The following is a 15,049-nucleotide window of genomic DNA, read 5'->3' on the forward strand; positions in this document are numbered from 1 at the left end:
GGGGGCACGGATCGAGACAAGGCAAGGATTGTCAAACCTGCTTCAGAACCGCATTTTATTTAATTGAGCATTGTATTAATACCTTTCTCGCCCCGGTAGATGACGCGATCGTTCCCGCGATACACCCCGAACGTCACCAAAGCTGACGGGTTTTCATCGCCCAGGCCGCGCCAGTCATAGGTCAGCCAGGGTTGCTCATTGCTTCCGCTAAACCCATTCTCACAGTGAATATCGCCATCGTCGGACACAGCTTGCGACGGCTTATCTGCGATCAGTTTTTGCCAAAAACGTACCTGCTCCCGATAGTTAACCCCCGGCGTCGGCCGCGCAATAAAGTCACCGGAGCGGGTCTCTCCATCCTTAACCTGACCTTCTCCCTGAGTGTCACTTGTACTGATTACGGAAGTATCAGACTGCGTCACCACTTGGCGGCAGTAATATTGGCCGTCAAACCAAGACACACTGTCGTCTTTGTTAGTGATAAAGCGCGCGCCATCCCAATATTCCACCCTCAGCGGAATCGCAATCGGCGAGTCATTTCTCCCCGCCGCGTCCTCTAAGGTCATCCGGCCATAGCGCAGCTCAGGCGTATTGGCAAACGGGACAATTTCCTCAGTCAGCGCACTGCCATTTACAGGCAACGCCGTTGCCCCGTTTTGCGCTTTCAGCCCGGTAGGATCGACCCCTTCCGCAATATAAAGCCCCCAATGACTGTTGCTTTCATGCCAAGGCGCTTCCGGTATCGTGGTTAGGGGAGCCGAGTTAAAACCGGCACGTTCCAGCTTCCAGGGCATCTCAGTGGTCGTATTGCTCCAGTCACGCCAGGTACTAAGCGGTTTACGGCGATCACCAAAACTGATGCCTTTCTTATCAATGGCATCCAGCCCAAGTCTCACCTGCAGGCTTTCACTAAACTTGGCGTAATTCTGCACAAGCGCGCCATCTTGTGATTTGGGCAGTACCGAAAAACGGGCATCAAATTCCTGCCCCAGATAGGCAAAACCACGTTGTCCTGATGGATAGGCGTAGCTGTTGCCATTTTGGATTTCAACATACGCTGGGTAGAAACGGCCAACCTCGCGGTACCCTGCGTTGACATCCATATCAAGGTAATTCCCCGCGGTATCGGCATATAATCGAATACTTCCGACTTCACTCCAGCTTAGTGAAACGGGATCACTTAACTGAGTATGGGCGAGCTCTGTCATACCGCTCAACACTCCCTGCTCCCCTGCAGCTGGTGTTGCTAATTGGTGAGTCAGTCGTACCGATGTCTTAGGAGCATCAGGGTGATAGAAGTTGCGAGTTTCCTGACGCTGACACATAGCGCTACTATCAACATCTGTGAGGGCATTCATGCTGCTGTTTACCGTTGTAAAACCATCACTCGCCATCCAGATTACCGGTCTGATCTGCGTTTGAAACTCGCGGCCGGCAGCAGTAAATGCCGCACCTTGCGCCGAAGTACCGCTGGCCTCTTCGATGCTTCGCTGTCCGGCAACCTTACACAACGCAAACGTATAGGGCCGAGCCCAGACCTCTCGTTTGCCCTCAAGGCGCTTCCAGTCACCTAAGTCAGATTTAGCAGCCTTGAAAGTAGCCGGAAGGAGTTCACAGCCTTTTTCAACGGTGCAGTTTTCATCCGCTATTGTCAGCTCGGTTTTGCCTGCTTCTTCATATTTCAGCTTGGCATGAGCCACTCCTTCGCTGAAGCGCAAATCAATTCGGTCACCTTTCCAATCTTCTGCATCATCACACGCACTGGTCGAGCACGAGGAAAGCTGAATTGCGGGCTGTTGGCCATTTTCAGGAGCCAGGTAACGGGTATTAAGGATAAGTGTTCGCTTACCTTGATAACCTTTAGCCACATCTGACCGGATACTGCTTTTACACGAGCGAGCCGTGATGACTATCGGTTTCGGCCTTCCGGCGACCACGTTGACATTGGCATTATCAATATCAAACTTGAACGGCACAAAGGTGTAAGCGGCTGTCGCGGGTTCGGCATCGTCATTAACAATTTCACCTTGCACATTGATAGTGCCGACATAGTCACTCTTCAGCCAGAGTGTCACCTGACCATTTTGGGGAGTCGTTGTGTAGCTTAATGAGGCATCAGAGCCCGCGCCTGTTCCGCCGGCATTTTCATGCCAGGCAGCCAACCCTTGCTTGGTTAAACTGGTGGAAATCCGTACCTGACCATCGAAGTTTTCTGCCACACTGCCGTCATTAGTCACAGTAAATGTCACTTCTTGTGCATCACAGGTCAGGGAGAAATCAACGTCTGGTGTCACGGAAATCTGGTAGTCTTCAACAGAAGAAAAGCAGGCACTTTCACCATGAATGATCGAGTTGTTATGCATGTCCAGGCTGAGAGTCGTAATAGCCCCATAGACATGTACGTTGTTGCTCAACGCAGTCTCTATTTCGCTATAGATTAACCCTCGAAATACAGCATTATTGTTGAAATCAACACGGCGATGAATTCTAGACCAAGAAGTACTGAAAGGTTTGTCATGGACATAAATAAGTAAATTATCCAGCGATGAATCATCATCCATCATGACCACACTGTTATTATTCACAGCCATTGCTTTGGTATGAATAATAACTTTCTGCCCTTTTCTAATACGTATGTCGCCCCTGACATCCAAGCTATCAAACCAGTATGTGCCAGAGTTTAAATACAGCGTCGCATGCTTATTCACGGATACCGCGCCCAACACTCCGTGTTCGGCTTGAGTAAACGTCATATTGCCATCAACCGGATACAAAGCATTGGGTAGCGCCGGGAATGTACCTAATTCAGTCGCAGAGACGATCAAACCGTCATTTAACGTACACTCACTCCCATCACACCCTGACGCAACACCTTGGCCTGAAATGCTTTCAAAGCCAAGAACACGCTCATTGTTAACCTTTCTGGCTCCCAGAATTTGCGCATTGTTTGCAATATAAACCCCTCGCGCAGGTGCTATATATTTCAGAGATTGCTTGTGACGCCAGGTTTGTGCCGGCCCTGGGAACAAATCACAGTAAGGGGCTTGCTTGCTGCCTTCGAAAATAAAAACGCCAGTTAACTCCGAAGCATGTTTTCTTTCAGAGTCGCGATCCAAATCTTCTTCAATTTGAACCGTTACTTTATCTTTAGTTAGCTGACATCGGCGAATCCAGCCACCATTGGGCCCTTTTCGGGAGTTTTTCCCGATCAGTACGACGGGTGCTGACGGGAAGTCTTCAACGAAATCCAGACTATTGTATTTACATGCAATCGTAGTCGGTTTTTGCACATTATCCTGAGGCGTATTAGTGAGGTCTTTATAGCCATTCTCGGGATCTTTATGCGTATTTTTCGTTTCGATGCTCCCCATCCAAAACTTTTTACCGTTAACAAAACCGCTCCCTTCAGCAGCCACAAAGGCAATCGTCTCAGGCACCTGAGGACGAAAAGCCAAAGGTGGTTTTGCCGTCTGCTTATTGGTATGTACCTCTGAGGTATCCATCGCTATTTTGATTTTTTGGCGATTTCCTGACGTTTCTAAATGCCACCCCAATGACGTCAGCCAAATCGGCTCCCCCTCATGGTAAAAAGGCAAAAGTGACTGTTGATAAGTGTTATGGGTAGACTGGATTTGCGTCAAAATTCCCGGCTGATTATCAAACCGGCTATTGAAGCCAAAGTCGGAGTAATTTATCGCTGGTACGCCATAGTCATTATTGTCTTTATTGATGTCATTCCACTTCACGCCCTGCCAATAAAAACCGGTAGTATTGACCTCACCTGCGACAATTTTACCGGCAGTACCCAGATCAATGACCCCTTTTTCAATCGCCAGATAATGGAAGCCAGTCATTTTGGTGGGCTTAATTGAACGGTAGTGACCATTCGAGGAGTTATGGACCGCTCTGTATGGCGCAATAAACTGTTTGAATGAAGCTTCTGTTTGGGTTCGGCTCATGATTCGAACCGATGAAGGAGCGCTTTGCCAATCGTTCATGCCAATCGTCGGCATGACAAAGACATAAGGAACCGTTTTAAAATCCGTTTTAAACTTGATGGTACAAGATTGAGTTAAACAGTCTTGGAAATCCAGTTTACCGAATTCAAACTGTGGTGATGCCTCTACCGATACACTAAAAAAGCCTGCAAGCAGAAACAAAACAACGAAAATATGTCTGAACATTACTGTATTTCCTTCGCCCAGGCTTCCTGAGTACGACTGACTTGCACTTTTCCACTGCCACACGTGGCGGTACTGACAAGATAAAAGGTGTTGATTGTGCCTTCGGCACCAGATACTGCGTGCAGCGTGCAGGCCACGTCTGCACTGCAATGAAAATTATTTGCCGGTGCAAAATGGGTATTTGTACACGCTGCCGTATTAGGCGGTTGATTTAACGGGAACAGCTCGCTCAACGTTACTTCATTGGCGGAGTGCGCAGTGAACCAGGCGCGGGTACCCAACACTTCTTTGGTGGTGATATCTTGATTGGCCCAGTCAACTCGAATCATGGCGGCGGCCAATAAAGACATCACAACAATCACAAACAGCGACACAATAAGTGCGCTGCCATGTTGTTTATGTCGAGGGGAATTACTGAACATTGATCACCTGTACGCTGTGATTGTAATGCGCCCTTTCGCCACTGCGCGGATCGGTAAACGTCATTTCTAAATGCACCAACCCATTACTGTTTAGCGCCGCGCCTTCTGATACCGCTGCAAATTGAGTCAGCTTTTTACTGATTACGTAGGCATCGCTTCCCTGCACCTGACGCGTCAGCGACACACCATCAAAACAAAACGCCACTTGTTTTCCAACCAGATAAAGGCGCTTTCCTGGAGACTGCGTCGTCAGTGAATGCTTATAGGTCAGCGTTCCCTGGCCATTGGCTATCATTGCCCGCTCAGCTCGCGGTAATAAAACTTCCTGATACTGAGCGGGATTCATCAAGCCCACGGCCACCCCCAGATTTTTAATCGCTGGCTGGCCGTCCGCTTCTGCTGTCCACATTGAAACGTCCTGCTGCCGTGGTATGAACCCAATCGAATGGCTTGATGCGGTAGGTTGCTGCAGATAAAAGCTACTCAGGTAAATAGGGAAAAACGACAGGCAACCATCCTTGACCGCGACACTGTTGGGAGCGGCATGACGGATTTCACGGCTCAGGCGTTCCGTGACAAATCGAGCCTCGGACTGTAACCGTTCACGCTCAACCGTACTGACATAACCATCAGCGCCAAAGCGCAGAAAACTGCCTATCCCCAGTGAAATGATGGCTAGTATCACCAGTGCTATCAGTAACTCAATGAGCGTAAACCCTTTCATTGCCCGCATCAGTAGTTACTCCTGTAGGCAATGAAAACATATTCCCCATAGCGTGTTGTCTTGATGGTGACAGTGATTCGCTTATGAGCAGTTACCTGCTCATGCGGCGTTCCGACAAAGCCTTCATCATAAAAGACATCGACTTCAGCCCAGATATTGGCATATTCATCACCAGGCACAAATTGACTGAGCGAACCACGCCAGACTTTTCCTTTACATTGAGATCTCGTGCCCCAACATCCTTTAAAGTCATCCACATCATCAGCAAGGGCGGTATTCAGGCTACCCTTAGGGTCTGTTTCACCACTATCAGCCCCCAGCAGCTCCGGTGCCGTACATTCGATAAATGTGTCTATGACAGGCAATTTTTCCCCGCACCGAATCAGGCTGTCACCATTCGGATCTGAGCGACTGTCAAATTTCCGGGCCAGAATTTCATTAAGCATGGCATGGCCAATAGCTGCAGCCCGGGCCTGATATTGCGGAATCGCAGACCGTTCCACCTGAGGAAACAGGAAGCTGGTTAACGTGACCATGGCGATTCCCATTACCACAATGGCAATGATCCCCTCAATCAGCGAAAAGCCTCTGGCGCGTTGATACGGGATCATTGACAAGCTCCTTCGCTCAGGCTTCCCTTGCCGATAAATCCTTCACGATTAATACAAAAACTCAGTTGAGTGTTATCCCTGGCTGTCAGCGAAATTTCGCACCCCTGATCGCAGACAATACGCCCCAGGCTATCGACAGGACGGCCCAGCAGGTCAAAATACAAAACTGAAGGGGTCGGATGCGGGCTCGTTACCGTGAATTGGGTCTGGCTGGTTGCTCCTAACAGTACGTCACTGTTGAGGCTGGACGCTGTAGGACAGACGGTGTCCACCATTCGCCCCAGACAAGAATCTTTCTCACTGCTCCCCGCAATGATGCGCAGCGGATAACGGATACGCTGGATTTCCGAGTCTTGCGCCTGCATCGCACTTAACTGGATTTGACGGGTAATGGTCATGGCCTGATCGCGGGCGACAAAGGCATCAAAATGGCTGCGACCAAAGAGGCGAGAAGCCGCTGTGGCACCAAGGATGCCGACCAGCAGAATCACCACAATAAGCTCAATTAAGGTAAAGCCACGTTGACTGGCGGGCATAAGTGCACCCTGAAAATCTAACTGGGAAGGACAGGCTATTTACTCAGGACATACATCGGGAATGCCCTGAGTAAATAGAGCTCCGCAGAGCTCTATATGAAATATTATTTACAAGCGTCAGCTGATAGCGTGATTGTCGGCTCGCTATTTTTATCTGCAGCTTCTGTGTATTGGATGTAACATTTACGGTTGTTATCGTCTAAATCTTTCTGATTTTGATCTTTGTACTCAGAGAAAGTCAGCAGAATGGCCTTATCTTTAGCGCTGTCTTTCACGATAACCCAGTCGCCGTTGGCTTCAAAGCCAGTCAGCGCAGCCACAATACCCGCTTCAGTCGCCGCCGGATAACCATATACGGTTGAAACTGTCTTACCTGCTGCGCTTACAGAATCGCTTGCCTGAGATTCCAGACCTTGAATGGCCGCTTTGCCGTAAACAATGCCCGCAGCGCCTTTCATTGCACCTTCCAGACCGGTTAGCGCAGAGTGACGAGCATCACCTTGCAAATTCAGAAAACGAGGGGCTGCAGTAACGGCCAGGATACCCAGAATCACGATAACCACAACCAGCTCAATCAGCGTAAAACCGCCTTGACGTTTCATAAGTTTCTCCTAATTTTTATGTTTCTATACGATTAACGTATTACAGTCTGCACCAGACCTTTGGCAGGCTGGTAAGTGAAGTAGTGACCGGAGGTCACATCTGAGTTACCACCGCCGTTACTGCTGGCAGAGGCCAGTTGATAATAGCGGCAAGCATTCTGGTTATTTTCCTGAGTCAGTGATACAAAGAACAGGTATTTACCGCCCTGCGCTTCGCTGCTGTCACTGGTCACTTTCGGCGGATTCTGTAACAGGTTATCCATCAAAGCGACGCAGTCGGTTGCTGACAAAGCGGCAACCGCTTTATTTGTCAGGGCAATCGGGTATCCCACACTCGGGTTGTTCGCATCTTCGGCCTGAGTCAGGTAAATATCAGTACCGTCATAGTTAACCATGTTACGGTTATCGCTTTTTGGTCGACCATACGCTTCCCATTGGGCGCGTACTGACAGCACAGCGGTGGCATAACCACCAGCAACCCCTTCAATGGACGCTTTCTTCGCTTCGTCGGTCACGTTAAGAAAACGTGGTAATGCAGCAACAGCCAACAAACCGACAACGATAATTACGATGACTAATTCCACCAGGGAAAATCCGGTTTGCTTTTTCATCTTGGGCTTTACCTTTTATTATTTTTTGTCAAATCAACGTCATCACTTTTCGTAATGCGTCAAAAAACCGTTAATTCGTATTGTCTCATTTTCATAAAATAATGCCACCCATTTTCCATGGCTAATTTGATAAAAACACGAGTCATAAGAATATGATGTAACAGTACTTTTACGTTCGAAATTTAAATATTCCAATTCCGAATTTCTCGACGACAGCAAATTCCACGTTTGGGAGCAATCAATTCCCCTTTCAGAACGAATAATAGGCCAGCCATATTGAGTAAAGCCGTAATTTATTCCGTTAATTGAACTGTATTCAGGGCGGTTTTCAAGCTCCCATTTCTGACGAATGGAGGCCGCACTTTTCACCATAGTTTGAGTCAAAACTTTGACTTGGATCTCTTCCGCCCGATCAACAAAATGTTCACCCTGCACCATTAATATTGTGACCGTAAGCAGCAACAAACTCCCCCACAAAAAGACATAGAGCCGCCGCTGCTGAAGCCACTTATACACCTCTGGCCACATCGAGCAGACTCCACATCGGCAGGAAGATGCCGAGTGCCAGCAACAGCACCATGGCTGCCACAATTAACAACAAGATAGGCTCAATACGCGCCGTTAAAGTTTTCAGGTCGTAGTCCACTTCGCGATCATAAAATTCCGACGCTTCAAACAGCAATTCGTCAACCTGACCAGTTTCTTCCCCTACCGCAATCATCTGTAGGACAAGTGGGGTAAAGACCCCTGACTGACTGGCTGTGGCCGCAATACTGTTACCGGATTCAATCCCCATTTTCATGTCAATCAGCCGGGTTTCCAGGTAGCGGTTGCCCAGCGCTTCCGCGGACATCTGAATCGCCTGATTAAGCGGCACCCCCGCCCGAATCATTAATGAGAAAGTGCGGGAAAAACGGGACAACTGGGCGCGATTAACAATATCGCCCACAATAGGCACTTTCAGACGCCACAGATCCCACTTTTCACTACCCGCCGGTGTTTGCCGCCACAGGCGCACCCCCATCCAAGCCACCACCAATCCCCCAAGCATCAACGGCCAGTAACCGACAAAAAAGTTCGAGCTGGCAATCAGGATGCGGGTCGGCAACGGCAACTCCACGCCAAACCGGCTGAACATAGATGCAAACTGCGGGATCACTTTGATATTCAGGATCACCATCGCCAGCATAATGGCACTCATGACAAACATCGGATAACGCATCGCGGATTTAATGCGGCGACGGGTTTCCATTTCCTGCTCGTAGTAATGCGCCAGCTGCAGCAAGGTGTCATCCAGCCGACCGGTGTTTTCCCCGACCTGAATCATCGAGACAAACAAGGTATTGAAGACCCGTGGATGCTGCTTCATCGCCACCGACAGCGGCTTACCATTGGTCATTTCCGCCACAACGGATTCCAGTGTGCTTTTCATCAAGGGATGCGTCGCACTCTGTCCCAATCCTTTCATGGATCGCAGCAATGGCAACCCGGCTTTCGTCAGGCTGTACAGTTGACGGCAAAAAATCACCAGCATTTCCAGCGGGATGGTGCTCTTAAACAACTGGTTCAGATCCAGCCCGTTGCTACGGGCATTCGACTGACGGAGTTCCAGCGGGATGATTCCCTGTCTCAGCAGCAGGTCGGCCGCCGCATCCTGACTGGCCGCTTCAATATGTCCGCGTCGTAGTTCGCCCTGAGCGCCACGACCGCGGTAGTTAAATACAGGCATACCCGGATCCTTTTATTCACAGCACCAGTGCCGGTTACAGTACAAAACCGTCGTGGTCATCACCTTCACCCAGCATCAGCACTTCCTCCAGGCTGGTGACCCCGTCCTGAGCCAGCGCCATCGCAGATTCAATCAGAGGCTGGTATCCCGGTGTCTGACGGGCGATCTGGGCAAACAGCACCGCATCTCCGGCACGCAGGGCATCCATCATGTCCGTATTCATTTCCAGCAGTTCGAAGACGCCAACCCGGCCTTTGTAGCCGGTAAAGTTACAGCTCTGACAGCCCCGCCCCTGACGGAACGGCACCCCGGCATGCTGCGGGAATCGAGCCATCAGCCATTGCTGTTTAGCGGCATCCGGCATCACACTTTCAGCGCAATCCTGACACACCCGGCGAACCAGACGCTGTGCGAGCACGGCGCGCACAGCACTGGCAACCAGATAGCCCGGCGCGTCCATGTCCATCATGCGCAGCGCACTGTCAATCGCGTCGTTGGTGTGCAGGGTCGACAAGACCAGGTGACCGGTCAGGGCCGAACGCAAACCAATTTCCACCGTTTCCTGATCACGCATCTCACCCACCAGAATAATATCCGGGTCCTGGCGCAGGAACGTCCGCAGAATCGACGAGAACGTCAGGCCAATCTTGGTGTTCACCTGCACCTGATTGACCCGCGGCAGGCGGTATTCCACCGGGTCTTCCGCCGTGATCAGCTTCTTGCCCGGCTTATTGAGTTCACTCAGCGCGCCGTACAGCGTGGTGGTTTTCCCTGAGCCTGTTGGCCCGGTAACCAGAATCATGCCGTACGGGCGCTTCAGCTGACGGCGGAAGCGATGCAGGATCGCCTCCGGCATACCGATTTGATCTAGACTCAGAATACCCGCCGACTGGTTGAGCAAACGCATCACCACCGATTCACCGTGCTGGACCGGCATGGTCGAGACCCGCACATCGACGGAGTTGCCACGCACTTTCACATTAAAACGGCCATCCTGAGGCAAGCGTTTCTCGGAAATGTCCAGCCCGCTCATCAGTTTCAGGCGCAGCACCAGTGCCGAAGCCACGCTGGTTTCGTTCAGCAGAGTTTCATGCAGCACCCCGTCGATACGCTGACGGATACGCAGCACATCGCTGTCCGGCTCAATGTGAATATCGGATGCGCCGACCTGAATCGCGTCTTCAAACAGGGAATTGATCAGTTTGACGACCGTGACTTCATCGTTATCGGCATCATCAAACCCGAACCGGAAATCCGATTCCTGCTGATGCTCGGCTTTCAGCTGCTCGGCAAAAGAAACAATTTCCTGAGTCCGGCGGTAGTAACGGTCGAACGCCGCAATCAGCTGGCGCTCCGGCGCAATCACCAGCTCCACCCGATATTGCGCCAGCTGGTTGTAGACCGCTTCCTGTGCTGCCAGATCTGCCGGGTCACTCATCGCCACCCGAACCGTGTCGTCCCGGCGGCCAATAACCAGTGCCCGCAGCCGGCGGGCATGCACTTCTGACAGCAAAGTGACGGATTCCATCTCGACCGTCACCCGGTTGAGATCCACCAGCGGGATATCCAGCTGACGGGACAGGAATTGCAGCATCTGCTGCTCGGTCAGGAACCCCATGCTAATCAGGGTGGCGCCCAGCTTGCGGCCGGTCGTTTGCTGCTGATCCAGTGCCTGCTCAAGCTGGCTCTGATCCACAATGCCTTCTTCGACCAGCAGGTCACCCAGGCGTTTTCGAAGTCTGATCGGCATGGTTAACCCTCTGTTTGGCTCAGCACGGTTAAGCGCTGCTGAATAAACTGTTGCGAGGTCGCGGAGATCCGCCCCATCAGCAATGCCTGCTGATAGGCCTCACGTGCTTGCTCGGCGTCATGACTGCGCTCAAGCGCAATGGCCAGTCCCAGCCACCAGCGTCCGTCATACGGCTCTGTCTGGCTCAGGCGCTGATAACTGCTTTTCGCCATCGCATTGTTCTGTAACTGCTGGGCCAGCGCCCCGCGCATGGCCAGATAACCACTGTGATCTTTTTCCGGCATCGCCGACAGCACATTCAGTGCGGCCTGGGGTTGCGACTCATTCATTAGCAGCTTGGCCAGCGTCAGACGCAGGTCCGGCTGGGTATGGTTGAATTCCAGCCCCTTTTGCAGCGTGTTGAGGGCATGGCGCGCATCGCCTCGGCCATAGTACAGCGCCGCCAGTTTCTGACGAGCCGACACCCATTCCGGCTGGTATTTCAGGGCCGCTTCGTAATAGCCGATGGCTTTGCGGGTATTCCCTTCTTTCATGGCCTTCTGGGCACGGTTGTATTCCACCTGTGCCAGCTGGCCGGCATCCAGCTCAACGGTTTCAATCTCCAGCTCGGCTGGTTGTTCGTCCGTGTCCGGCATGTCGTCATAAGACTCAAACGCGTCAACGTCTTCGTCATCATACGCACTGGCCACCGTCACAGGCTCGTCGTTCACCTGTCGAGACACCGGCGCTTGGCGCACGGCCACCAGTGGGGCCGGCTTTGTCTGGACTTCCGGCTCAGGCGTCACCGCCGAACGGCCAGCGGCAACACGGGAGTTCACAACTTGCGCCACGGTCGCCGAATCCTCGGCCTGAGCCGTGCTCTTGCTCGTGGTTTTTGCTATGGCGCTATCTTTCGCCGCCATTTTCTGTGCAGCTATTTTTCCGCCAGCGGTTTCCCCGACGGCTATTTCCTCGATGGCCTCGTCCTCGGTCGCTGTTACCTTGCCCGCCGGGGCTTTAGTTTCTAGGACATTAGCTTCTGGGACATTAGCTTCCGGGGCTTTAACTGCCGCTGTTTTCGCTGTCGTTTCAGTAGCCGTGGCAACCGAATCATCAACCGTTGCGTCGGTAGCAGCGATGCCCATGGCTGTTTTATCGGTAACAGTTTGTACCTGACCGCTTCCCAGCCACCAACCAACACCACCGGCTGCCAGCAGGCAGCAAACACCGACCACGCCCCAGCGCCAAGGTTTCTGCTGCGGCAACGGAGTCACAGCGGCAGGTTGCAGCGTTGCCGCAGCGGATGTCTGTTGCGCCTGTTGCTGGTGCAACGCACTTAATTTTTTATTCAGTTCACTCATGGGTGTTATTGCCATCCCCACAATACCGGAAACGTCCAGCGAGGCTGGCGCGCGCCCAAAGTATCTCGGATTGCCAGCAGCACGTCCTGACGATCAATGTGCTGGCGTTGTTCACTACAGGCTGCGAGTAAAGACTTATGACACAACTGGTTAATCAGCCGCGGAATCCCCCGGCTGGCAGACCAGATCGCTTTTATCTCGGCCAGATGAAAAAGTTCCGTCTCACAGCCTGAAGCGGCAAGACGGTGGATGATATAGGCTGCGGTTTCAGACAGATCCAGCGGCCGCAGACAACTGCGGAACGTGATTCGCTGACGAAACTGACGCAAGTGGTGCTGCGCCAGCCGAGTATCCAGCTCAGGCTGCCCCAGCAGAATGATGTGCAGCAACTTTTCCTGCTCGGTCTCTAGGTTGCCCAGCAAGCGGACCACTTCCAGCGCATCGTCCGGCAGGGCCTGCGCCTCGTCTATCAGCACTACCACGGTTTTCCCGGCCGCTTTTCGGGCCAGCAGCGCCTGCTGCAGACCGTCAGCCAGTAATGCCTCGTCACCATCGGTCTCGAGCGCCAGCTCCCGGGCCAGTGCGATTCGCAGCTCTTTGCCGCTTCGGGCCGGTGTCGGCAGATAGGCCAGCTCAAACTGCGTCGGCAGCTGGTTAATCAGCATCCGACACACCAGCGTTTTTCCCGTCCCGACCTCACCGGAGATCTGGATGATACCTTCTCCCATGGCCAGTGCCGCCAAAGTCGTTTCAATTGCCTCCAGGTGCGGAGGCAAAGCATGAAAAAGCCGGGTATTGGGCGTCAGCGCAAACGGCGCTGACGTGAGACCAAAATGGGACTGGTACATGATTATCCCTCTTCAGGAAACCACTCGTTAACCAGGGCACGCGAACGCTCAATTTCCTTCTGCCACGTCTGCTCACCCACCACGGTTGGTTTAAGCAAAATCACCAGCTCGGTTTTAGTCTGTAGCTGATTCACGTTACGGAACAGATGGCCTAGCATAGGGATATCTCCCAGTAACGGCACTTTGCTGACCTGATCGTGCACCGATGATTTCATCAGGCCGCCGATCACGACCACATCGCCGGAGCGGGCGTGGATGACAGAATCTGACTCACGTACCGAGCTCTTTGCCAATGGCAGTCTGTAGGTGCCGAATGTATCGCCCAAGGCGATGTCTTTGATCTCGGTACTCACATCCACCACGGTCGGATGCACGTGCAACAGCACGCCGCCCTCATCATCAATCTGCGGCGTCACGTCCAGGGAAATACCCGAGAAGAATGGGGTCAGTTCGATATCCGGCGATGCCGTACCGCCATCGCTGTTTACTTCGCCGCCGGAGATATCGGTAACAAAGTACTGATCACCGCCGACTTTAATCACGGCTTTCTGGTTGTTAGCCGCCGTTACCCGAGGGCTGGACAGCACATTCAGATCGCCCTGAGTATCAAGGAAGCTCAGTACCGCATCAAAGTTACCGTCTGAGATCGTCACGTTAGTCTGACCGTTCAGCAGGTTAGAGATTTCATTTCCGCCCGGCAGCAGCTGAGGCACAATGTTGCCCGCCAGATCTCTGACCACCTGACCGGTGCCAAACGTAATATCGGTCCCGCCGATACTCTTGGTGATGTTGCTCCAGTTGATACCCTGCTGATAACCGTCACTCAGGGTTACTTCCATGATTTTGGCTTCCAGCACCACCTGACGCTTCAGGCGCTGCTGCGACACCCCGAGGAACTCCTTCACTTCACGCAACTCATTCGGGTACGCACGCACCGAAATCAGGCTGGCCTGCGGTGACACCACAATGCTGCGTCCCTGGCCACTGCCGATCATCGCCTGCACGGCACGCTCCAGCTGCTGCCAGAAATCACTTTCCGACAAGGTTTCAATCTGTGTCCCGCCGGTCGCTTTACTGGAACTGGAACTGCTGTTGTTCTGCTCGGAATCGTTATTGTTATTACGATTGCTGCTTGAGCGGTTATTCCGGGAGCTGTCGCTGCCGGTATCCGAAATCGAGCCAGTTGTCAGAGAAGTCAGCGAGATCCCACGGCGTTTCAGCTGCAGGTAATCGACCGGCATCACTTCAGTGCGCAGGGTCGCCGGCAAAATCTGAATGATATTGCCCTTGCGGGTCGTGCTGTATCCATAAATGTCAGAGACCACTTCCAGCACTTCATCCAGCGTGACATCCTGCAGCGTCAGCGAAATACGGCCCTGCACGTTAGGATGGATCACCATGTTAAACGGCGTCCCTTTAACCAAACTGCCAAAAAAGGCTTTGGCATCGACATTGCGGGCACTGACCCGGAATCGCTTCTCCACCGCCACCGGACTGACATAATCACTGCCGTCCAGGCTTGGCATCAGATCCGCATTCACCGACGCCGGCAAATCCATCAACGGTCGGCTGTTCGCCTGATTGGCCGCCTCGTTTAACGCCCCTTTCACCTCAACCGGGTCACGGTGCCCCATGTTGGTCGAGCATCCGACCAGGGAGGCAATGACCGCTGCTACAACTAATCCACGCATC

Annotated in this window: 13 protein-coding genes; all 13 read right to left on the reverse strand. The window is 52.4% G+C overall.

Features of this window, described 5'->3' with window-relative positions:
* Positions 1-59 precede the first annotated feature (59 nt).
* A complete protein-coding gene (locus PGW97_RS14695) occupies positions 60-4,184 on the reverse strand; it encodes a DUF6701 domain-containing protein (protein ID WP_273857568.1) in 4,125 nt (1,374 codons plus the stop codon).
* Positions 4,184-4,606 carry an MSHA biogenesis protein MshP gene (locus PGW97_RS14700; RefSeq protein ID WP_273857569.1) on the reverse strand — a complete coding sequence of 141 codons (423 nt, stop codon included), beginning with the start codon at positions 4,604-4,606 and terminating at the stop codon, positions 4,184-4,186. The genes PGW97_RS14695 and PGW97_RS14700 overlap by 1 nt, the downstream gene beginning before the upstream one ends.
* Positions 4,596-5,339: a PilW family protein gene (locus tag PGW97_RS14705; RefSeq protein WP_273857570.1), complete on the reverse strand. Its 744-nt coding sequence runs from the start codon at positions 5,337-5,339 to the stop codon at positions 4,596-4,598. The genes PGW97_RS14700 and PGW97_RS14705 overlap by 11 nt, the downstream gene beginning before the upstream one ends.
* Complete coding sequence (locus tag PGW97_RS14710; protein WP_273857571.1) at positions 5,339-5,941, reverse strand: type IV pilus modification PilV family protein; 603 nt, start codon at positions 5,939-5,941, stop codon at positions 5,339-5,341. The genes PGW97_RS14705 and PGW97_RS14710 overlap by 1 nt, the downstream gene beginning before the upstream one ends.
* A complete protein-coding gene (locus PGW97_RS14715) occupies positions 5,938-6,477 on the reverse strand; it encodes a type II secretion system protein (protein ID WP_273857572.1) in 540 nt (179 codons plus the stop codon). Before PGW97_RS14715 ends, PGW97_RS14710 begins: the two co-directional genes overlap by 4 nt.
* 104 nt (positions 6,478-6,581) lie before the next feature.
* A complete protein-coding gene (locus PGW97_RS14720) occupies positions 6,582-7,079 on the reverse strand; it encodes a type II secretion system protein (protein WP_273857573.1) in 498 nt (165 codons plus the stop codon).
* 32 nt (positions 7,080-7,111) lie between these two features.
* Positions 7,112-7,690, reverse strand: coding sequence for a prepilin-type N-terminal cleavage/methylation domain-containing protein (locus PGW97_RS14725; protein WP_273857574.1), 579 nt, complete (start codon positions 7,688-7,690; stop codon positions 7,112-7,114).
* A gap of 42 nt (positions 7,691-7,732) precedes the next feature.
* Positions 7,733-8,218: a hypothetical protein gene (locus tag PGW97_RS14730; protein ID WP_273857575.1), complete on the reverse strand. Its 486-nt coding sequence runs from the start codon at positions 8,216-8,218 to the stop codon at positions 7,733-7,735.
* On the reverse strand, positions 8,199-9,419 hold the full coding sequence (locus PGW97_RS14735) for a type II secretion system F family protein (protein ID WP_273857576.1): 1,221 nt from the start codon (positions 9,417-9,419) through the stop codon (positions 8,199-8,201). Before PGW97_RS14735 ends, PGW97_RS14730 begins: the two co-directional genes overlap by 20 nt.
* Positions 9,420-9,453: 34 nt before the next feature.
* On the reverse strand, positions 9,454-11,169 hold the full coding sequence (locus PGW97_RS14740; RefSeq protein WP_217391854.1) for a GspE/PulE family protein: 1,716 nt from the start codon (positions 11,167-11,169) through the stop codon (positions 9,454-9,456).
* 2 nt (positions 11,170-11,171) lie between these two features.
* Positions 11,172-12,509 (reverse strand): hypothetical protein, encoded by a 1,338-nt coding sequence (locus PGW97_RS14745; protein WP_273857577.1) that lies wholly within the window; start codon positions 12,507-12,509, stop codon positions 11,172-11,174.
* Positions 12,510-12,514: 5 nt separating this feature from the next.
* Complete coding sequence (locus PGW97_RS14750) at positions 12,515-13,357, reverse strand: ExeA family protein (RefSeq protein ID WP_047887017.1); 843 nt, start codon at positions 13,355-13,357, stop codon at positions 12,515-12,517.
* Positions 13,358-13,359: 2 nt separating this feature from the next.
* Positions 13,360-15,048 (reverse strand): pilus (MSHA type) biogenesis protein MshL, encoded by a 1,689-nt coding sequence (gene mshL, locus PGW97_RS14755; protein WP_047887018.1) that lies wholly within the window; start codon positions 15,046-15,048, stop codon positions 13,360-13,362.
* Position 15,049: the final 1 nt, after the last annotated feature.

Source organism: Photobacterium sp. GSS17 (assembly GCF_028621875.1).
In the GTDB taxonomy this organism is placed as follows: Bacteria; Pseudomonadota; Gammaproteobacteria; order Enterobacterales; family Vibrionaceae; genus Photobacterium; species Photobacterium ganghwense.